Raw genomic sequence first — 20,443 nt, 5'->3', positions numbered from 1 at the left:
CCGGCATGGGCTGAAAATTCCAGGCAAATGCCTACCTGTCATATATCTCGTGCACAGTCAGTTGCGCGCATACCCGCTTGCCAGGAGTCTTTGACATGACGCCAGAAATCGCTGTGTTGGATATACAGGGTCAGTATCGGGTTTACACGGAGTTCTATCGCGCGGATGCCGCGGAAAAGACCATTATCCTGGTCAACGGCTCGATGGCCACGACTGCGTCATTTGCCCAGACCGTGAAAAACCTGCACCCGCAGTACAACGTCGTGTGCTACGACCAGCCCTACGCCGGCCGGTCCCGGCCGCACAACCACCACGAGAAGATGCTCACCCGGGCAATCGAGGGGCAGATTCTGCTGGAATTGATAGACCACTTCGCCGCCGAGCACGTGATGTCGTTCTCCTGGGGCGGCGCCGCCACCCTGGTCGCCCTGGCCGAACGGCCACGGCGCATCGAGAAGGCGGTGATCAGCTCGTTTTCGCCGGTGATCAACGAGCCGATGCGCGACTATCTGGAGCGTGGCGTCCAACACCTGGGAGCCTGTGACCGCGCCCAGATCGCCCAACTGGTCAACAGCACCATCGGCAAGCATCTGCCATCGCTGTTCAAGCGCTTCAACTTTCGGCATGTCAGCAGCCTGGCCGAGCATGAATATGGCCAGATGCACTTCCACATCCGCGAAGTGCTCGAAAGCGATCGCCAGGGCTGCCTGAAGTCGGCGAGCAGGATCGACATCCCGGTCCTGTTCGTGAACGGCGAATGGGACGAGTACACCACGCCCGAGGATGCCCGGCAGTTCGGCAGGCATGTGCGCCAGAGCCACTTCAGCACCATTGCCACGGCCGGCCATTTCCTCGACATGGAGCACAAGTCCGCCTGCCGTGACACCCGTCACGCGCTGCTCGGCTTTCTCAAGCCCAGCCACCAGGAAAGCCGGGCGCGCTACTACCGGTACGTCCAGGAGCACCATGCGCAAGCCATGTGAGCAGGCCAGGTCACGGGCAACGGTCGGCCAGGAACACCCCGGCCTGCAGCCGTTTGCCCGTGATCAGCCCCGGTGCGGTTCGCAGCTGAAACATCCGCTAAAACACAGATTTTCAAAGAAAAACTTCAATTGCGCGGCAACATCTGGTACAAAGTGGCCACCCGAGCGGGTGTCATGAAATGGCATCACGCAAGCGGTCCGAACTGATAACCCCTGTTTTCGTTCGGACAAGCCGCTTCGGTGAGCAGAGAGACATGTAAAAAGCGGGTATAGTTTAGTGGTAAAACGAAAGCTTCCCAAGCTTTAGTTGAGGGTTCGATTCCCTCTACCCGCTCCAGATCGCATCAGGTCCGACGTTGCCCACAGTGGCGATGAAGACTGAAAACCGGCCCACAGAGGCCGGTTTTTTTATGGACAGATTTTGATCGCTGCTCCGGATTGGCGTTTAACCGCCTCATCCTCACCCACGATCAGTCTGTCGTAGTATTCTTCAGCCCAACCCTGATTTCACTTTGGCATTCACTGCGAATCCAGGGAAAATCGCTCCCACGTAAAACCTTTCTTCACCTGAGCCCAGGATCCGCTGAATGGACGCCCCTCAAATTGCAGCTCTTATTGTTGAACGCTTGAACGAGCTGAGCGCCGACATCCAAAGCCAATGGAGCAACCCGCAAGGTACCCAGACCCGTCATTTCATCATCGACGGGCTGCTCTCCGACGATATGGCTCAACAGATCTACGATGCCTTCCCGAAAAATGCCGATGGCTTCTTCGACAGACAGTCATTCCGCGAGAAAAAGAAAACCCTCGGCAACCTGGCCGAACATCCCGAGATACTCAGTTCGATCACCTTCGCGATACAGCATCCATCAGTCGTGGGCAGGATTGCCGAACTGGTGGGCATCGAAGGCATCCTGCCGGATCCGACCCTCTACGCCGGGGGCCTGTCGATGATGTTCAAGGGCGACTTCCTCAACCCGCATATCGACAACAGCCATGATGCCGCCCGAGCCCTGTACCGCCGGCTGAACCTGCTCTACTACGTGGCACCGGACTGGTCTCTGGAGAACGGTGGGAACTTTGAACTCTGGGACCCACAGGTCAAGGTACAGAAAACCCTGGTTTCGAAGTTCAACCGTCTGGTCGTGATGGAAACGAACAAATACTCCTGGCACTCGGTGAGCAAGGTGCAGGTGGAGGGACCACGTTGCTGTGTCTCCAACTACTACTTCTCCAAGGAATCGCCTGACGACGATGACAAGGAATACTTCCATGTCACGTCATTCAACGGCCGCCCCGATGAACCGGGACGTCGTGCCCTTGGCGTCGTCGACAACACCTTGCGCAATGCCGTGTCCAAACTGTTTCGTATAGGTCGAGGCAAGGACCAGGCTGGAAAACCGAAGCCCTGAAGAGGCATCAAGCCTGAGAACGGCAGCCATTGCGCGCGCTCAGGCTTTGCTCCCTCGAACTGGACGGCCTCGCCAGGCCGAGATCCAAGCAGCGCTGTTCAGTGCACCCGCACTCCACGCTTCACCCCATACATCGCTTCATCCGCGTGCTTGAACAGCTGTTGCGCCTCCTCGCCGTTCTCCGGATACAGGGCAATGCCGATACTGGGCATGATGCTCAGCTCGCACTCGTCCCAGACCATCGGCTCGTTGAGCAGGCTGCGGATCTTGTCGGCGACCTGCGCCGCCGATTCACCCGGGTGCAACTGTTCCAGCAGGATGACGAATTCATCGCCGCCGATCCGCGCCACGGTGTCGGTTTCACGCACGCATTGCTGCAGGCGCCGCGCGACCTCCTGGAGCAGAAGGTCGCCGACCGCATGGCCGAAGTTGTCGTTGACCTGCTTGAACTTGTCCAGGTCGACATACAGCAATGCCAGTTGCCTGTGTTCCCGGCGCGCCCTGCTCAGCGCCGCCTTCAGGCGCTCCTGCAGAAAGCCGCGATTGGGCAGGTGAGTCAGTTGGTCATAACGGGCCATGTACTGCAGCCGGGCATGCAACTGCTTGCGTTCGATGGCCGCCGCCACCTGGGCGGAAACGAACTGCAGCAGGTCCTGGTCGTGCCCGGTATAGCGTTCGCCCGCCGAACTCCTGGCCAGCAGCGCACCGATGATGCCGTTCTGCGAGGCCAGGGGAACACCGAGGCAAGGTGCTTCGGCTTCGTTGTACAGCAACGGCTGACCGCTGCGCACGATCTGCGCGCAATGACCGTCGACGTTGCACGGCGTGCGGCGGTCGTCCATGTGGTAGGGAAAGCTCAACTGGTCACGCGCACCGTCGTACAGCGCCACACAGAAACTCTGCGCCGGCAGCCACTCGCCAACGATCTGGTGCACCCGCTCGAACAGCGCCAACAGGTCTTCGGTCGCATGGGCGGCCTCGGAAATCGCGTAAAGCGCCGCCTGCTTCGCCTCGGCCAGCTTGAGCTCGGTGATATCGCGGGCAACGGCGATGCGCAGTTGGTCGACCTCCGACCAGCGCGCCGACCACATGATATGCACCACCTGGCCATCCTTGCGCACGTAGCGGTTTTCGAAATGCGGCTTGGGCTCGCCGGCCATGATCTGCGCGGCGGCGTTGAGGGTGCGCTCACGGTCGGCAGGCAGTACCAGCTCGATCATCGAAGTGCCGATCAGTTCGGCCGGGGTGTAGCCGAAGATCCGCTCGCAAGCGGCGCTGACGAACACGAAGCGCCCCTCGACGTCGACGGCACACACCGCATCGAGCAGCAGGTCGAAAAAGCTGGAAACCGGTGTGACAGTTCTGCTTTCCATCAGGAAGACATCGCCCGAAAAATTAAGCGTCAGTATCTGTCCCTTGGAATATCCCGGCGTCCTGCCCCGCGCCGTCGACTCAAGCCCTGTTCGGCAACAACCCCGGCAACGCGTGAGTCAGTGCATTTATGGCAAAGCCGATGAACATCACCCCACACAAACGCGTGATCGTCAATTCATGTCGCTGGTACAACACCCGCACCCGTTGCGCACCGACGACACCGATGAGAATAGCGTATGCCGCGACCCCGCCCAGGAAACTGAGAAAAATCAGCCCCGGCAGCATCGACCAGGTCAGCAGTTCGGCACGGCTGGAAAGCAGCGCGGTAAAGGTCGCGACCGCCACCGGGTAGGCCTTGGGATTGGTCAGGCCGAACAGGATGCCGTGCCAGAACGGCTGCCGGGCCGCACCCTGGGGCGTTTCACCATTGGCCCGGCGGCTGCGCAACGCCCGCCAGCCGAGCCAGAACAGGTAGAGGCCGCTGATGACACCGAGCACATCGAAGGCGCCGCTGCCGATTTCCCGCGCCCCGACGATCGCGACCAGAGCCGTGCCGCACCAGATCACGTCGCCCAGCAGATGACCGCAAAGGAACCCTGCCCCGGCCCGTCGTCCCCGCGCCGCACCGATGCCGAACACCGCCAGCACACCAGGGCCTGGAGTGATGCCATAAATGAAACCCGAGGCGAGAACGGCCATGAGCAACGAAGGGGTCATAGAAGGCTCCGCGGCAGGAGGAGGGATAGCCTGGAGTCTATCCCAGGTCAACCCGTCGCAATACCCTGAAGTGACAACGATCAGTTGCGTCGGTCCAGTACGTTCACCACCAGGCGGTCGATCCAGCCCCATACCCGCTGCTTGACCCGACGCCACAGCGGCCGCTTCTTCCAGTCGGCGAGACTGACCGGCTGGCTGAGGTCGAAGTCGGCGACGAAGCTGGCCTTGACCGCCGCGGTCAGGGATGGGTCAAGGGCCTCGAGATTGGCCTCCAGGTTGAAGCGCAGGTTCCAGTGATCGAAATTGCACGAGCCGATGCTGACCCAGTCGTCGACCAGCACCATTTTCAGGTGCAGGAAACAGGGCTGGTACTCGAAGATCCGCACGCCGGCCCTCAGCAGGCGAGGATAGTAGCGATGGCCGGCGTAACGCACCGAGGGGTGGTCGGTACGCGGCCCTGTCAGCAGCAGCCGCACGTCAACTCCGCGCTGGGCGGCCCGGCGCAGCGAACGCCGGACCTTCCAGGTCGGCAGGAAATACGGGGTTGCCAGCCAGATCCGCTGCTTGCCGCTGTTCAGTGCGCGTACCAGCGATTGCAGGATATCGCGATGCTGCCGGGCGTCGGCATAGGCCACCCGGCCCAGGCCCTGCCCGGCTGGAGGCAACCTCGGCAGGCGCGGCAGGCCGACATCGGCGAACGGTTTCCAGGCCGTGCGCTGTTCGTTGGCCAGCCATTGACGGTCGAACAGCAACTGCCAGTCGAGAACCAGCGGACCGCGAATCTGCACCATGACCTCATGCCATTCGAAACGGTCGTCCCTCGGGGTCCAGAATTCATCGGTGACGCCCGTACCGCCGACCACCGCCAGGGTGCTGTCCACCAGCAACAGCTTACGGTGATCGCGATACAGGTTACGCATCCCGCGGCGCCAGCGCAGGCGGTTGTAGAAGCGCAGTTCGACACCGGCCTCGACCAGCCGTCGGCGCAGGCTCAGGGTGAAGGCAAGGCTGCCATAGTCATCGAACAGGCAGCGCACCCGCACCCCCGCTCGGCAGCCTGGACCAGCGCCTGGACCATCGCATCGGCGCACTCGCCGGCCTCGACCAGATAGAGTTCCAGCTCGACCCGGGATTCGGCCCTGGCGATCGCCACCAGCATGCGCGGGAAAAACGCCGGCCCGTCGACCAACAGCTCGAAGGAATTGTCGCTGCGCCAGGGAAAGACCGCACCGGCCATGGTTCAGCGCGCCGTGAAAATCAGTACCGCACCCACCGGTACCGACAGACTGATGGCCGACAGGCCGGCGAGCTTGCGCAACTGCGCAAGGCCAGGCAGCAGGCCGAAGTCCTCGGCGTGCACCACCAGCGGCTCCAGGGTCACCACCTGGAAGCGACGGTCGTCGAGACGGGTTGCCAGCAGTTCGGCGTTGTAGCTGTGCTCCTTGCCATGCAGGCGTACCACCAGCGGCAGACGCAGTTCCAGTTGGGCGCCGGGCGCCAGGTCGTTGATCGGCTGGACGTTGATCTGCGCAGTGACCTGCGCCTCGGGATACTGCCTGATCTCGAACAGCTCGCGCCGCAGGCGCTCATCACGCAGGGGAATCCCGGTGCTGACCGACTCCAGCTCGACATCGAGGGTTGCCACGCCCTGGCGATCGACCTTGCCGTGCAAGGTCAGGAAACGATGCACTTCAGAAATATCGGCATTCTTGGTGCTGACAAACGACAGGCGTGAGGACTCGTTGTCCAGATACCAGTTGGCGTGGGCCGGCAAGGCCAGCACCCCGAGCAGGGCCAGAAAAAGGCGGGACCGGTACATGCAAGCTCCTGATTGAACGTAGGCGCCACCTTACCCGGCCAAGAGGGCGCCAGTAAACGGTGTTCAGGGTTTGAGCCGGCAGCCTTCGCGTTCGTTCACCCAGACGGCCGTGGCCTCGCGCCCCAGACCCTCGACGCTGACCCGGCGTTGGCGCGGGTCATCCAGCAGGCGACTGACCGGCACCGATTGCTTCACATAACCCAGGCAATAGTCGACGGTGTTGTCCATCACATACCGGCAGGAACAATACTCCTTGGCGGTATAGGCGCTGATGATCTGCGGGAACGCACGCAGGGCCACGCGCTCGTGCCAGATCCAGCCGAGCAGCGCCACCAGCAGCAACACCAGCAGGCTGATGAACGGGTGACGACGAACGAAGCGGGTGGACCTCATGGCAACACCTTCGGCCCGAAAGCCGCCATGGCCAGCCTGAGCAGTTCGTTGTGCCGATAACTGCCATCGCGGTCATCGCCGTACCGCACGATCACCAGGCCCGCGCTGGGAATGATGTACAGCGCCTGGCCCCAGTGCCCGAGGGCGGCGAAGGTGTCGGAAGGCGCGTCCGGCCAAGGCTTGCGCGCGCCGTCGATCGAGCGATTGAGCCACCACTGGCCACCGCCCACCGCTTCATCCTGCCCGGGCTTGTAACCGGCAAACGCCCGGCGATTGAACTCCACCCAGGCCCTGGGCAACAGTTGCCGGTCCTGCCAGCGACCGTCGCGCTCCATCAGCAGACCGATGCGCGCCAGGTCGCGGGCCGTCAGATAGGCATAGGACGAAGCGACGAAGGTGCCGCTGCCATCTCGCTCCCAGACCGCCCCCCGGATGCCCAGCGGATCGAACAGCGCGGTCCAGGGATAGCCCGGGTAACGCTGCTCACCGACGATCCCGCGCAGGGCCGCCGCCAGGGCATTGCTGTCGCCGCTGGAATAACGGAAGGAGCGACCGGGCACCGCGTATTCAGCCTGCGCGGCGGTATAGCCGGCCATGTCGGCATGACCGAGGGTGTACAACATCGCCACCACCGAGGAGTTGAGCGGGGCATATTCATAGTCTTCCTGCCAGTCGATGCCCGACGACCAGTTCAACAGATGCTCCAGGGTCACCTTGGGGTGCGCCTGGAACGCGGGGTAGAACCTCGCCACCGGATCGTGCAACTGGAACAGGCCTTCGCCATAGGCGACGCCCAGGACCGTGGCCATGATGCTCTTGCTGATCGACCAGGTCAGGTGCGGCGTATCGACACGGGTCGGCCCGGCATAACGCTCGTAGACGATCTGTCCGTGCCGGATCACCAGCAGGGCATCGGTGCGCACGCCTTTTCGGCTGCTGTCATCCCGTGCCGCAAAGGCATAGGCCTGCAGGGCCTCGACAGCAGGGCCGGCGGCCTGCGGACCTGGGGCCCATTGAGCACCAGGCCAGCTCTCGGCACGGGCGATGGCGGTGACACACAGCAGGAAAACCGCAAGGAAGGTCGAACCCCTGGACATTGGGCGAGCTCGGAGAAATAGCTTTGGACCAGTCTAGCGGAACCTGATGACAGTTCTGCTCACGCGCCCGCCCACGCCTTCGCCAGGCGCCTGGCCCGGGCGCCCGCGGCAATGTCCAGCACACCGCGGTCGCGCTGCCACATCTCCCGCCATGCTGGCGGACCTGCCGCGAAGGCCTCATCCAGTTCGCCCTTGAGCCCATCGAACTGGGCGAACAGCCCGCCGAGCAGGACGTGCCCCGCCGTTGCCGCCGGGTTTTGCCGGCTGGCTTCGGACAACCCGGCCAACAGGCCGAGCAGGCGCAATTGCAGGGCCTGCGGCCAGTCGCTGTGCTGGCCGACACCCAGCAACCAGGCCGTCAGCGCGCCGAGCACATAGATGTCCTCCAGGGTGCGGAACGGTTTGACATAGGCCTCCCAGCCATCGCCGGCCAGACGCTCGCAGGCGGCCTGGTCGAAATGCACCCGGCCGTGGCCGATCTCCGGCATCAGTGGCAGGGCCGGCAGGCTCTCCAGGCGGATACCGGGTTCGCCGGGGTAGACGATCACCAGGCTCAGCCGTGGCGCCTCGCCCTGCTCCTCACTGCGCGCGGCCACCAGCAGCCAGTCGGCGGCCGTGCCGGCGGTGACGAAATCCTTGCGCCCGCAAAGCCGCAAGCCTTCGACACGCGTCTGCATGTCGGCCGGACGCAGGCTGCGCTGCTCGGTGGCGCACAACGCGCCGAGGCTGCCCGGAGCGCTGGGCCAGAGCATGCGCAACGCGGCCTGGTACCCCACCAGGAACGCCAGGCCGGGGGTGGCCATGACATGACCGCCACGCACCGCCAGTTCGAACGGCGTCACCGTGCCCAAGGTGTCGAGCAACTGCGCGTAACCTTCCGCCAGATCGGTGGGCACGGGCTGGCGTTGAGGCGGGTCGAGCAGGAAAGACCAAGGCATGGCGGGCTCCTGGGAGGCTGTCATATAAGCATCACCAAAGCTTCATGGCGATGACACCGGGGCTACATAGCCTGACTTTGCACAACAAAGTCGACTGGCCGCAACCCTGGCCGGCAACCGGAGACGCGTCATGACTCAGATCGCCCGCATCAGCGACACCGGCAATGAACGCCGCCTGCAAGCCGAACGCCTGTTGGGCGCCGCGGCCTTGCAAGAAGCCCAGGCCTTGCGCTTCAACGTTTTCAGCGGCGAATTCAATGCCAAGCTGAAAGGCGCCGAGCTCGGCCTGGACATGGATGATTATGATGTGCACTGCAGCCACATTGGCGTGCGCGACCTGAACAGCGGCCGCCTGGTGGCGACCACCCGTCTGCTCGACCACAAGGCCGCCAACACCCTGGGGCGTTTCTACAGTGAAGAGGAATTCAGCCTGCATGGCCTCGGCCACCTGCAAGGCCCGATCCTGGAAATCGGCCGTACCTGCGTCGACCCGGCCTACCGCAACGGCGGCACCATTGCCGTGCTCTGGGGCGAACTGGCCGAAGTGCTCAACGAGGGCGGCTACAGCTACCTGATGGGCTGCGCCAGCATCCCGATGCAGGATGGCGGTATCCAGGCCCAGGCGATCATGCAGCGCCTGCGCGAACGCTACCTGAGCACCGAACACCTGCGCGCCGAACCGAAAAAACCGCTGCCGACCCTGGATATCCCCGGCAACGTCATCGCCGAAATGCCACCGCTGCTCAAGGCCTACATGCGCCTGGGCGCGAAGATCTGCGGCGAGCCGTGCTGGGACCAAGACTTCCAGGTGGCCGATGTATTCATCCTGCTCAAGCGCGACGAGTTGTGCCCGCGTTACGCCCGGCACTTCAAGGCGGCCGTGTAATGAGGCGGCTGCGGGTGTACACCCGGATCGCCCGGGTCCTGCTGGTGGTGGCGCTGGGTTTGAGCATGGCCAGCGTGTTCGGTGCCTTCGAGCGCCTGGGGATTGCCAATTCGATGGCGCGTCGCCAGAGCTGGTCGCGGTTCTTCATGGCGCGGCTGAGTCATGCCCTGCCCTTTCGCGTGACGGTCCGCGGCAAGCTGCCGACGCAACCGATGCTGTGGGTCAGCAACCACGTGTCCTGGACCGATATCGCCCTGCTCGGCGCACTGGCCCCGCTGTCCTTCCTGTCCAAGGCCGAAGTCCGTACCTGGCCGGTGGCCGGCTGGCTGGCGGCGAAGGCCGGCAGCCTGTTCATCCGCCGGGGTTCGGGCGACAGCCAACTGGTGCGCAAGCAGATGACCCGTCACCTGGAGCAGGCCCATCCGCTGCTGATGTTCCCGGAAGGCACCACCACCGACGGCCGCTCCCTGCGTACGTTCCATGGTCGCCTGCTGTCGGCGGCCATCGATGCGGGCGTTTCGCTGCAACCGGTAGCGATCCGCTACACCCGCGATGGGCAGGCGGACAAGCTGGCCCCGTTCATTGGCGACGACGACCTGTTGTCGCATCTGATGCGCCTGTTCTCCAATGACCAGGGCGAGGTGGAAATCCAGTTGCTGCAGCCTATCCCCTGCAATGGCCAGGAACGTGCGTCCCTGGCCTTCCAGGCCCAGCAGGCGGTACAGATGGCCTTGTTCGGCGAGGCCGCCGAAGTGAAACGTCCGGTAGCGCGCCCAGTGGCCACCAGCGAGGCGGAAGCCGCCTGACCGTTCGGCGCCTTCGAAGACGCTTTCGCTGGGGTGACACCCGCCGTCCCGAGAACGCTGAGTAACCTGTAGGAGCAGGTGGTGCGGCGATCGGCCTGCCCCTACAGGATGGTGTCGATACGACGCTCCTGCGCGAAGGCCTGCAACCGGGGATAGAACAGTCGGAAGTCCTCGCTCAACGGTTCGTACAGCGCCTCCAGTTCCCCCATCGCATGGACCAGTTCCTCCGGTCGTGACAAACGCCGGGAGATGCCCCGCAACACCTGCCCCAGCACCTCGAAATGGCGATAGGAACCGAGCCAGTCATCCGCCGCCATGTAAGGCGCGATCTGCGCCAGGCGCCCGGGCAGGCGCGGCTCACGCGCCAGCACCCGATAGACCCCGGCGGTGAAACCCTCCAGCGGGCCCTCGGCATACAGGGCCCAGTCCCGCGCCAGGCAATGGTCGAAGAACACATCCAGGACGATCCCGGCATAACGTCGACGGGTCAGCTCGAAACGCGACAGCGCCTGGTCCACCAGGGGATGGCTGTCGGTAAAGACATCGATCCGGCGATGCAGCAGGATCGCAGCCTCGATCGAAGGCGTGAACTGACCCTCCACGCGCCCCTTGACGAAGTCGCCATAGAGGCTGCCGAGCAGTTGTTCCGGGTGCTGTCCGCCCAGATGAAGATGTGCGAGATAGTTCATGGCTCCCAGCTTAGCACTCGCCACCTCTGTATCGTTATAACCCGATATAGCGATTCATGCTGAACACAGAGCAAAATCATATTGGTATATCGCGAAATAGCGATTTATATTTCGCCCCATCGCGATATACCGTTTTATCACCCCTGAGACACCGCCATGACCCTCGACCTCGACGAAATAATAAAAGCGCTGGCGCACCCAGTACGCCGAGACATCCTCCACTGGCTGAAAGACCCGAAAGCCCAGTTCCCCGACCAGTTGCACAACCACGAGTACGGTATCTGCGCCGGGCAGATCGACCAACGCTGCGGCCTGTCGCAGTCGACCGTGTCGGCGCACCTGGCGACGCTGCAGCGGGCCGGTCTGATCAGCAGCCAGAAGGCGGGCCAGTGGCATTTCTTCAAACGCAACGAGGAAACCATCCAGGAATTCCTCCGCATCATGAGCCAAGAGCTCTAAAGGATCGCATACGATGCCCCTCCCGCTACTCATCCTGGCCCTGAGCGCCTTTGCCATCGGCACCACCGAGTTCGTCATCATGGGCCTGCTGCCCGATGTGGCGACCGACCTCGGCGTGTCGATTCCCGGTGCCGGCTGGCTGGTGACCGGCTACGCCCTGGGCGTGGCGATCGGCGCACCGTTCATGGCCATGGCCACCTCGCGGCTGCCACGCAAGGCGGCCCTGGTGGTACTGATGGGGATCTTCATCGTCGGCAACCTGCTTTGCGCGGTGGCCAGTGACTACAACGTGCTGATGCTGGCACGGATCATCACCGCCCTGTGCCATGGTGCCTTCTTCGGTATCGGCTCGGTCGTCGCCGCCAACCTCGTGGCACCGGACAAGCGTGCCTCCGCCGTGGCCCTGATGTTCACCGGCCTGACCCTGGCCAACGTGCTCGGCGTACCGCTGGGCACCGCCCTGGGGCAACAGGCCGGCTGGCGCTCGACCTTCTGGGCGGTGACTGTCATCGGCGTGATCGCGCTGATCGGCCTGATCCGCTTCCTGCCGGTGAAACACGACGAGGAAAAACTCGACATGCGCGCCGAACTCGGCGCACTCAAGGGCGCCGGCCTATGGCTGTCGCTGAGCATGACCGCACTGTTCTCCGCCGCCGTGTTCGCCCTGTTCACCTACATCGCGCCGCTGCTCGGCGAAGTCACCGGCGTGTCACCACGGGGCGTGACCTGGACCCTGGTGCTGATGGGCCTGGGCCTGACCCTCGGCAACATCCTCGGCGGCAAACTGGCGGACCGCAACCTGGCCGCGACGCTGATCGGCGTGTTCATCGCCATGGCCGTGCTGGCGACCGCCCTGACCTGGAGCAGCGTGCTGGTCATTCCCGCCGAGCTCACCCTGTTCCTCTGGGCCACGGCCTGCTTCGCCGCCGTCCCGGCGCTGCAGGTCAACGTGGTGACCTACGGCCAGGCCGCCCCCAACCTGGTCTCGACCCTGAACATCGGCGCCTTCAACGTCGGCAACGCTCTCGGCGCCTGGGTCGGCGGCAGTGTCATCGCCCATGGCCAGGGCCTCACCAGCGTGCCCCTGGCCGCTGGCGCACTGGCAGTACTCGCGCTGCTGGTGACCCTGATCACCTTTCGCCAGAACGGCCCCGCCGAACTGGTTCCAGCTAGCAACTAATCATCAAGAGGGTTGTACCCATGGCAACTATTTTCGATCCGATCAAACTGGGCGATCTCGAACTGCCGAACCGCATCGTCATGGCTCCGCTGACCCGCTGCCGGGCCGACGAAGGCCGTGTGCCGAACGCGCTGATGGCCGAATACTACGTACAGCGCGCCTCCGCCGGGCTGATCCTCAGCGAGGCCACCTCGGTCACACCGATGGGCGTCGGCTACCCCGACACCCCCGGGATCTGGTCCAACGACCAGGTCCGCGGCTGGACCAACGTGACCAAGGCCCTGCATGCCGCCGGTGGCCGGATCTTCCTGCAACTGTGGCACGTGGGGCGAATTTCCCACCCGTCGTACCTGAACGGTGAATTGCCGGTCGCACCGAGCGCGATCCAGCCCAAGGGCCACGTGAGCCTGGTCCGTCCGCAAGCGGACTACCCGACCCCACGCGCCCTGGAAACCGCCGAGATCGCCGACGTCATCGAGGCCTTTCGCGTCGGTGCGGAAAACGCCAAGGCCGCCGGTTTCGATGGCGTGGAAATCCATGCCGCCAACGGTTACCTGCTCGACCAGTTCCTGCAGAGCAGCACCAACCAGCGCACCGACCACTACGGCGGTTCCCTGGAAAACCGCGCCCGCCTGCTGCTCGAAGTGACCGACGCCGTGGTGGAAGTCTGGGGCCCCGGCCGGGTCGGCGTACACCTTGCTCCCCGTGCCGACTCCCATGACATGGGCGACGACAATCTCGCGGAAACCTTCACCTACGTCGCCCGGGAACTGGGCAAGCGTGGCATCGCCTTCATCTGCTCGCGGGAGAAGGAAGCCGACGACAGCCTCGGCCCACAGCTGAAAGCGGCGTTCGGCGGCACCTACATCGCCAACGAACGCTTCACCAAGGACAGTGCCAATGCCTGGCTGGCCGAAGGCAAGGCCGACGCGGTGGCCTTCGGCGTCCCGTTCATCGCCAACCCGGACCTGCCGGCCCGCCTGAAGGCCGATGCCGAGCTGAACGCAGCGCACCCGGAAACCTTCTACGGCAAGGGTCCGGTCGGCTACATCGACTACCCGACACTGTAAACTCAGAAACTTCAGTAGTGTGTGCAGGCCCCGACTCGCAAGAGCCGGGGCTTTTTCGTTGTAGTTGAATGTCCCGGCCTGGATATCGGAAAACACTCACAGAACAGAGAGTGGTTCACCGCGAGCTTTTTTTGTCCCGATCCTCATACTTGCCTGGCGCTATCCAACTGCGGAAAAGCGTGCAGCGTCACGGAATGGCGCTGCCACCGCGATCCACCCAAAAGGACTTAACATGTACCTCATGCAATTGCTGGGCGTAGCCCTGTCCTGCGCGGCCCTCTCCGGCCTGCTGTCATTTGCCGCCTATGCCGCGGGCACCGAGCCTTCGGCGACGGTCATCGTGGAAATCAGCAACGAGTCGCCACAACCACTCGAACTGCTCGGCACCGGCCTGGACCTCAAGGGTGCTCCGGTTTCGAACTTCTCGATCGCCAGCGGCGAACGTCGGGAACTGCGCCTGGAAGGGCCGCGGGCCTGGTTCATCTACGGCTCCGGGCCACGCAAATGCCGGTTCGTCGCCCAGCACTCGCTGAAGCAGCGCTTCACCGACTCGGAACACACCAGCTACCTGCCCACCTGGTCCCGCCAGGCCGAGTCGATCGGGGAACACGCGGCTTCCTGCAAGGCCCGCCTGAGCAAGACACTCAAGGTCCCGCCCTACAGCTACAGCGTGAAATTCAGCATGGGCTGAGCCTATCGAAGCTGAATGAATCACCTTCACCAGGGCTGTCGATGTCACTCAAAACGCTGACAGCCATGGAAAATTCCCACACAACAAACGGAAACCATTCCTATTTAGTCCCCTTCCCAGCGGCCGATTCTTGAAGCATCTGCACTACGCAGTGATCGGTTCAACGGAAGGATCGCATGATCGACCTCGAACACTACGGCCCGCTGCCGCACCAGGTACTGGCCGAGGCCATCGACAACCTGCGGCTGGCCGGCCGGCGCGCCTGGCTCAGCCTGTTGGGACTGACCATCGGCAGCGGCTCGATCATCGCCCTGCTGAACATCGGCAACAGCGCACAATCCGAAGCCCTGCGTGCGTTCCAGGCCATGGGCACCGACATGCTGGTGGCCCGGCTTTCGCCGGGGCGTAAAACCTCCCTTCCCCCGCCCGTGACATTCGATGCGCAGACCTTGCGCAGTTCCCTCCCACAACTGATCGATATTGCGCCTGTCAGCCTGTATTCGGTCCGCTTCAGGCATTCGGCAATCGAGGTCGATGCCGCCCTGGTCGGTACCTCTGGCGACCTGGCAAAGGCCCTCGACCTGAAGCTGCAGAACGGTCGATTCCTGAACCCATTCGACCATCAGGAAACATTTGCCGTGGTCGGCGCTCGGGTCGCGCACCAACTCTCGATGAAAGGCCGCCCCCTGCAACTCCAGGATCGACTGCCCATCGAAGGCTATCTGTTCAGCGTTGTCGGTATCGTGGCAGAGCATTCCGGCAACCCACTGCTTCCAGTGGATATCGATCACTCGGTCCTGATCCCCGCAGAGGGGCTGCGACGGTTGTTCCCTGAACCGAAGATCGACAGCCTGATCGTGCGGATCGCAACGCATGCCGATCCGGATCTGACGGCACAAGCCCTGAAAGACCAACTGCCGGCGCTGCTCCATGGCCAGAAAGTCGAGATACAGATCCCACGACAGTTGCTCGACGGCCTGAAACGCCAGGCCGTGACCTTCTCTCGCCTGCTGGCCGGTCTGGGCGGCATCGTCCTGCTGGTGGCGGGCGTCGGTGTCATGAACGTGATGCTGATGAACCTGGCCGAACGGCGCCGGGAGATCGGCCTGCGCCTGGCGCTCGGTGCCCGCTCCCGGGATATCCGCAATGCCTTTCTCTGCGAGGCACTGTGCCTGTCGCTGCCCGGCGTCCTCGTTGGGGCGGTGCTGGGCAGCCTCGCCGCACTGATTTTCAGTCACTTCGCCAATTGGCCCTTGCGCCTGAGCCTGGAAGCCCTGCTGCTCGGTACTGGCAGCTCGCTGCTGACCGGTGTGTTCTTCGGCCTGCATCCGGCCCTCAAGGCCTCCCGCCTGCAACCCATGGAAGCACTACGGGAGACTGCCTATGAGTAACTAACACCGGAACACCACTTACAACTCAAATATCTCTCTATTTTTCAGGAATACCATCATGAAAAAGATGCTTTCGCTCGCCTTGATTTTGGCCAGCACTCAAACTTTTGCAGCGGATGCCAGTATCACCAAGTCGAAAAGGCCACCCAGCTTCTTCAGTTATATAAGCACAGCGACTTCAATACATAGCACGCAACTCGCCGACTTCACTCACCCGACTAACGTCCAGATGAAGCTGAAAGAGCTTCGCTGGAATACGACATTCTTTCCAGTCGCGATAAACGAGAAAGTTAAGCTCTGTTACTTCGAGCCTTACTCCAATGCCGAAGTCGACTGCCAAATCATTACTCCAAATTCGACAGGAAGTACCAGGATTTTCAATCAGAAACGCTTTGGCCATGGAGTAAAAGTCCACCTCACCCACATGACGGACGATCTGAAAGGACCTGCTCACCCCGCAGGGGAAGACAGCATCACATTTGAATACAGCTACCAGTAATGAGCCGCTCCGTCAGCAAAAGGCTGACGGAGCACCTATCTACCCACAAGGGCAACCAGATGAAAATTACTCAAACAGACAACTCATATAGACACACCCCACAAACAGCCAAAGAACCCCAAAGGACGCTCGAAAAAAACACCACAATCAAAACTGAATCCTCATCAGTCTCAATTAGCGGCCACGCACTACTGATAACCCATGTATATGGAGGAGAACCTAACCCGCACTTTGAAACAGTGCTCGACTCAACAAAATGCGAGAAATACTACCTAACCCAAGCCGACAGGGATCTATTGTCGCGTATTTACGAATTTGCTCAGGAACAGGGGGCATCCCCCAGATACGTCACAGCCCTGGCCAGGGACCTTGCAGAATATCGCCAGTTCCAAAATGGCACGATGCTACACAACTTGAACTGTGCTGAGAACTACGATAGCGAAGGACATCGACTGAGCTACAGTTTCATTGAAAAAGACGCTGCAACAGCCGACAGAATTCTCAAGGGCGACGCCCTGAAAGGCAGCGCCCTGGATCAGGATTTCATACGTTACACGACGGACCCCGACCATGGGGCTTACCACCTCTGCGATTTCGACTTTCTGGAAAAAGTCATCACCCGCTTTTCCAGTACCGGCGATCCGGATGTGAAACTGCCGCCTCAATTCCAGACCTACGAGCGCAAACAAGGCTACATCGAGCACAAGTCCAAGGAAATTCTCAACACAACGGTACTGGAACGCATGGCCAAAAAGCAGCAGGCTGCCACCGCCGACAACAGCACCACGCCCTCCGCCGAGCCCGGCGCAACAACCACCGAAACCCTGAAAGACGTCTGGCACAGGGCCCTGCTGCAGATGATGCGCAAGGGCGGCTGGCAATCGTCATTGGCCACGTTTCTCAGCGGCAATCGCAACGGCTGACGGCCGCCCCTGGGGTCAGCCGCGCTTGCGCTGTCCCCAGGCCACCAACAATCCGCTCAGGCAGATCACCCCGATACCGACCACGGCGAACACGTCCGGCATGTGGTCGAAGACCAGGTAGCCATACATGCCGGCGAAGAGAATCTGCCCGTAGCTGAACGGCGCCAGCATCGCCGGCGGGGCATGCCGGAACGCCTGGGTCAGCAGCAGGTGGCCGAGCATGCCGCAGGTGCCCAGGCCAATCATGAACAGGCCATGGACCAGGGTCGGCGCGCTCCAGAAGAACGGCAGCATGGCCGTCATGATCAGGCTGTTGAGAATGCCGGTGAGGAAGTTGCTGGTGGTCGGGCTGTCGATGCCGCTGAGCATGCGGGTCAGCAACTGGTAGAAACCGAAGCACAACGCCGAGCACAGTGGCAGCAGAATCGCCGGGGTGAACAGCGCACTACCCGGACGAATGATGATGAGCACCCCGACAAAACCGGCGATCACCGCCGCCCACTGACCGCGGCTGACCCGCTCACCCAACAGCGGCACCGACAGGGCGGTCACCAGCAGCGGCGCGAGGAAGTTGACCGAGGTGGCTTCCGCCAGCGGGATGTAGCGCAAGCCGGTGGTGAACAACAGGCTGGTGCCGATCAGGCACAGCGCACGCAGCAGTTGCAGCCCCGGGCGCTTGGTGCGTACCACCGCCGACAGGCCGCTGCGCGGCACGAACACCACCAGCATCAACAGGGTATGGACCACGTAGCGGGCCCAGACCACCATCACGATCGGGTAGAAGGCCGACAGGTACTTGGACAGCGCATCGTGGCTGGCGAACAGCAGTACCGCCCCACAGATCAGCGCGATGCCCTTGAGCGGCTGCTCGGAGCCCTTGTGCAGCAGGTTCGGTACATTCATTCACAGGCTCGCAACAAATTCACTACAAAATACTTAGCACACTAACTACCAAGATGCAGCGCGGCGGTATATAAATGATGCCCGCTGTCGAGGCACGCGCCGTCGGGTTGAGGTGACTGGCACAGGATACTGGCAGCGCTGGACTCAGTTACACATTTTGACTCAATTGCGCAGGCTGGGGCTCAGACGCAGCATGTCCAACCCTGTATCGACCCAGCGCTCGGCATCTTTATTCAGGTCGAAGCTGTCCGGCGCCAGCAGCCATTGATAGAGGATGCCATCGATCCAGGCATGGAGACTGATGGCCGCGCGGGCCGTATCGAGATTCTCGGGAAGCTGTCCTCGGTTCACCGCATTACGCAAGGCCAGTTCGATGTGCGCGTTGCAGTCCAGGCTGACGGCACGACGCTGGCGGCGCAGGTCACACATTTCATCGGTGAACTCGCACTTATGAAACAAAATTTCATTAATGCGTCGGACTTTCGGGTCGAGAGCAATCTGCTGAAACAAATGAATCAGCAATTGGCGCATGCAGCCCAACGGGTCGGGCTCGTCCTGATCCTCACTGGCCTTGGCCATGTCATCCAGCGGCTCGCGCAGCGAGTCGAGCATCGCCTGCACCAGGTCGGCCTTGTTGCTGAAGTGCCAGTAGATGGCACCGCGCGTGACCCCCGCCAGGGTCGCGATGTCGGCCAGGGTGGTACGCGCCACACCGCGCTCGTAGAACGCCTTCTCGGCAGCTTCGAGAATCTGCCTGCGGGTTTCCTGAGCTTCTTCTTTGGTACGACGAACCATGGCAGTAAAACCTCGATCAGGGTGCCGCGGACTCCCCCTGGGTTTAATCCGGGCTTAACGACGGGAGGCGATTTTTGTGCCTTTTCCCGAGATGAAATCCATGCTTTGTAACGACTTTTGGCAAAAGTTCAAGCCTTTACAAACAAACGTGAATGTAAGTATATTCATTAGCAACCTATTAATCCAGTCGGATCACCCTTCATACCCTTCCACCCTTCTTGTGCGCTTCACGCGCGCCTGACCCGAGGATCTTCATGCAACTCAAGCCAGCTGTTACCGCTCTGGTCACCGCCGTCGCCCTGGCATCGCTGCTCAGCGGATGCAATAAAAAGGAAGAAGCCGCTCCGGCGGCCGCCCCCGCCCCTCAGGTCGGTGTCGTGACCCTGCAAGCCCAACCCTTCACCCTGATCTCCGAGCTGCCCGGCCGTACCACGGCCTATCGCATCGCCGAAGTCCGGCCGCAGGTCAATGGCATCATTCTCAAGCGCCTGTTCAAGGAAGGCGGCGACGTCAAGGCCGGCCAGCAGCTCTATCAGATCGACCCATCGGTCTATGAAGCGACGCTGAAAAGCGCCGAGGCGAACCTGCAGTCGACCCGGTCGATCGCCGACCGCTACGAGCAACTGGTGAACGAGCAGGCCGTCAGCCGCCAGGAATACGACACGGCCGTGGCCAACCGCCTGCAGTCGGAAGCGAACCTGCAAAGCGCGCAGATCAATGTGCGCTACACCAAAGTGCTGGCCCGCTGTCCGGCCGCATCGGCCGCTCCTCGGTGACCGAAGGCGCACTGGTCAGCACCGGCCAGAGCGATGCCATGGCGACGATCACTCAGTTGGACCCGATCTACGTCGACATCACGCAATCCACCGCCGACCTGCTCAAGCTGCGGCGCGAACTGGACAGCGGTCGCCTGCAGAAGGCCGGCGACAACGCGGCCATGGTCAAGCTGACCCTGGAAGACGGCAGCACCTACGCCCAGCCGGGCAAGCTGGAGTTCTCGGAAGTCACCGTGGATGAAACCACCGGTTCCGTGACCCTGCGCGCGGTGTTCCCGAACCCTGACCACTCGCTGCTGCCCGGCATGTTCGTCCATGCCCAGTTGCAGTCCGGAGTGAACAGCGCGGCGATCCTCGTGCCGCAACAAGGCGTGACCCGTGACCTCAAGGGCACCCCGACCGCACTGGTCGTCGGCCCGGACAACAAGGTCGAGCTGCGTCAGCTCAAGGCCAGCCGTACCCAGGGCAGCCAGTGGCTGGTCGAGGACGGCCTAAAGTCGGGTGATCGGGTGATCACCGAAGGCCTGCAGTTCGTGCGCCCAGGCGTCGAGGTCAAGGCCAGCGAAGCCACCAACGTCAAAACCGCCAACCCGGCCCCTGCCCCGGCAACCGACAAAGCCGCGGGCAGCAAAGGGGAGTAAA

The 20,443-nt window shown here is 62.3% G+C and carries 20 protein-coding genes, 1 tRNA gene and 2 pseudogenes; 13 read left to right on the top strand and 10 right to left on the bottom strand.

Annotated features, from left to right (window positions below; translation table 11 throughout):
• Positions 1-95: 95 nt before the first annotated feature.
• From ACZ5KU_RS07095 to ACZ5KU_RS07085, 3 genes are all read left to right on the top strand, one after another.
• Complete coding sequence (locus tag ACZ5KU_RS07095; protein ID WP_054063960.1) at positions 96-983, top strand: alpha/beta fold hydrolase; 888 nt, start codon at positions 96-98, stop codon at positions 981-983.
• Between the two features lie 263 nt (positions 984-1,246).
• Positions 1,247-1,320, top strand: a tRNA-Gly gene (locus ACZ5KU_RS07090).
• 250 nt (positions 1,321-1,570) lie between these two features.
• Complete coding sequence (locus ACZ5KU_RS07085) at positions 1,571-2,395, top strand: 2OG-Fe(II) oxygenase (protein ID WP_054058926.1); 825 nt, start codon at positions 1,571-1,573, stop codon at positions 2,393-2,395.
• Between the two features lie 98 nt (positions 2,396-2,493).
• Here ACZ5KU_RS07085 and ACZ5KU_RS07080 read toward each other — a convergent pair whose 3' ends face one another.
• The 7 genes and pseudogenes from ACZ5KU_RS07080 to ACZ5KU_RS07050 all read right to left on the bottom strand — a co-directional run bounded on the left by ACZ5KU_RS07080 (position 2,494) and on the right by ACZ5KU_RS07050 (position 8,733).
• Complete coding sequence (locus tag ACZ5KU_RS07080; RefSeq protein ID WP_054058925.1) at positions 2,494-3,768, bottom strand: GGDEF domain-containing protein; 1,275 nt, start codon at positions 3,766-3,768, stop codon at positions 2,494-2,496.
• Positions 3,769-3,847: 79 nt separating this feature from the next.
• Positions 3,848-4,486: a LysE family translocator gene (locus tag ACZ5KU_RS07075; protein WP_054058924.1), complete on the bottom strand. Its 639-nt coding sequence runs from the start codon at positions 4,484-4,486 to the stop codon at positions 3,848-3,850.
• 80 nt (positions 4,487-4,566) lie between these two features.
• Positions 4,567-5,723 (bottom strand): annotated as a pseudogene (locus tag ACZ5KU_RS07070) (phospholipase D-like domain-containing protein).
• A gap of 3 nt (positions 5,724-5,726) precedes the next feature.
• Positions 5,727-6,305, bottom strand: a complete 579-nt coding sequence (locus ACZ5KU_RS07065; RefSeq protein WP_464736963.1) for a YceI family protein — start codon at positions 6,303-6,305, stop codon at positions 5,727-5,729.
• Positions 6,306-6,368: 63 nt separating this feature from the next.
• Entirely contained in the window at positions 6,369-6,698 is a 330-nt protein-coding gene (locus tag ACZ5KU_RS07060; RefSeq protein ID WP_054058921.1) for a hypothetical protein, read from the bottom strand.
• Positions 6,695-7,795 carry a serine hydrolase domain-containing protein gene (locus ACZ5KU_RS07055; protein ID WP_416772147.1) on the bottom strand — a complete coding sequence of 367 codons (1,101 nt, stop codon included), beginning with the start codon at positions 7,793-7,795 and terminating at the stop codon, positions 6,695-6,697. Before ACZ5KU_RS07055 ends, ACZ5KU_RS07060 begins: the two co-directional genes overlap by 4 nt.
• Positions 7,796-7,854: 59 nt before the next feature.
• The gene (locus ACZ5KU_RS07050) at positions 7,855-8,733 is read right to left on the bottom strand and encodes an acyl-CoA dehydrogenase middle domain-containing protein (RefSeq protein ID WP_416772145.1); all 879 of its coding nucleotides are present in this window, start codon (positions 8,731-8,733) and stop codon (positions 7,855-7,857) included.
• A gap of 130 nt (positions 8,734-8,863) precedes the next feature.
• On the opposite strand from ACZ5KU_RS07050, the gene olsB reads away from it, so the two are divergent.
• Positions 8,864-9,619, top strand: coding sequence for an L-ornithine N(alpha)-acyltransferase (gene olsB, locus ACZ5KU_RS07045; protein WP_054058919.1), 756 nt, complete (start codon positions 8,864-8,866; stop codon positions 9,617-9,619).
• Positions 9,619-10,425 (top strand): lysophospholipid acyltransferase family protein, encoded by an 807-nt coding sequence (locus tag ACZ5KU_RS07040; RefSeq protein ID WP_464736962.1) that lies wholly within the window; start codon positions 9,619-9,621, stop codon positions 10,423-10,425. The genes olsB and ACZ5KU_RS07040 overlap by 1 nt, the downstream gene beginning before the upstream one ends.
• Before the next feature lie 101 nt (positions 10,426-10,526).
• Here the strand turns inward: ACZ5KU_RS07040 and ACZ5KU_RS07035 are convergent, their stop codons facing one another.
• A complete protein-coding gene (locus ACZ5KU_RS07035; RefSeq protein ID WP_054058917.1) occupies positions 10,527-11,114 on the bottom strand; it encodes an acyl carrier protein phosphodiesterase in 588 nt (195 codons plus the stop codon).
• A 156-nt stretch (positions 11,115-11,270) separates the two neighbouring features.
• Between ACZ5KU_RS07035 and ACZ5KU_RS07030 the strand changes: the two genes are divergently transcribed.
• The 7 genes from ACZ5KU_RS07030 to ACZ5KU_RS07000 all read left to right on the top strand — a co-directional run bounded on the left by ACZ5KU_RS07030 (position 11,271) and on the right by ACZ5KU_RS07000 (position 17,327).
• Positions 11,271-11,573 carry an ArsR/SmtB family transcription factor gene (locus ACZ5KU_RS07030; RefSeq protein WP_054058916.1) on the top strand — a complete coding sequence of 101 codons (303 nt, stop codon included), beginning with the start codon at positions 11,271-11,273 and terminating at the stop codon, positions 11,571-11,573.
• Between the two features lie 13 nt (positions 11,574-11,586).
• Positions 11,587-12,753 (top strand): MFS transporter, encoded by a 1,167-nt coding sequence (locus ACZ5KU_RS07025; protein WP_464736961.1) that lies wholly within the window; start codon positions 11,587-11,589, stop codon positions 12,751-12,753.
• Between the two features lie 20 nt (positions 12,754-12,773).
• Complete coding sequence (locus tag ACZ5KU_RS07020) at positions 12,774-13,823, top strand: alkene reductase (protein WP_054058914.1); 1,050 nt, start codon at positions 12,774-12,776, stop codon at positions 13,821-13,823.
• 232 nt (positions 13,824-14,055) lie between these two features.
• Positions 14,056-14,514 (top strand): hypothetical protein, encoded by a 459-nt coding sequence (locus tag ACZ5KU_RS07015; RefSeq protein ID WP_054058913.1) that lies wholly within the window; start codon positions 14,056-14,058, stop codon positions 14,512-14,514.
• Between the two features lie 176 nt (positions 14,515-14,690).
• Positions 14,691-15,905 carry an ABC transporter permease gene (locus ACZ5KU_RS07010; protein ID WP_464736960.1) on the top strand — a complete coding sequence of 405 codons (1,215 nt, stop codon included), beginning with the start codon at positions 14,691-14,693 and terminating at the stop codon, positions 15,903-15,905.
• Positions 15,906-15,963: 58 nt separating this feature from the next.
• Positions 15,964-16,404 (top strand): hypothetical protein, encoded by a 441-nt coding sequence (locus tag ACZ5KU_RS07005; RefSeq protein ID WP_464736959.1) that lies wholly within the window; start codon positions 15,964-15,966, stop codon positions 16,402-16,404.
• On the top strand, positions 16,404-17,327 hold the full coding sequence (locus ACZ5KU_RS07000; protein ID WP_464736958.1) for a hypothetical protein: 924 nt from the start codon (positions 16,404-16,406) through the stop codon (positions 17,325-17,327). The genes ACZ5KU_RS07005 and ACZ5KU_RS07000 overlap by 1 nt, the downstream gene beginning before the upstream one ends.
• A gap of 15 nt (positions 17,328-17,342) precedes the next feature.
• On the opposite strand, the gene ACZ5KU_RS06995 is transcribed toward ACZ5KU_RS07000, so the two are convergent.
• Together ACZ5KU_RS06995 and emhR are read right to left on the bottom strand one after the other, a co-directional pair.
• Entirely contained in the window at positions 17,343-18,230 is an 888-nt protein-coding gene (locus ACZ5KU_RS06995; protein ID WP_054058909.1) for a DMT family transporter, read from the bottom strand.
• 162 nt (positions 18,231-18,392) lie between these two features.
• Positions 18,393-19,025 (bottom strand): efflux system transcriptional repressor EmhR, encoded by a 633-nt coding sequence (emhR, locus tag ACZ5KU_RS06990; protein WP_054058908.1) that lies wholly within the window; start codon positions 19,023-19,025, stop codon positions 18,393-18,395.
• Positions 19,026-19,279: 254 nt separating this feature from the next.
• Here emhR and ACZ5KU_RS06985 point away from each other — a divergent pair.
• Positions 19,280-20,442, top strand: a pseudogene (locus ACZ5KU_RS06985) (efflux RND transporter periplasmic adaptor subunit).
• The last annotated feature ends 1 nt before the right edge of the window (position 20,443 follow it).

This window comes from Pseudomonas sp. Tof1 (assembly GCF_055390395.1).
The sequence above is the reverse complement of the archived record's forward strand: the minus strand, read 5'-3'. Positions and strand labels throughout refer to the sequence as shown.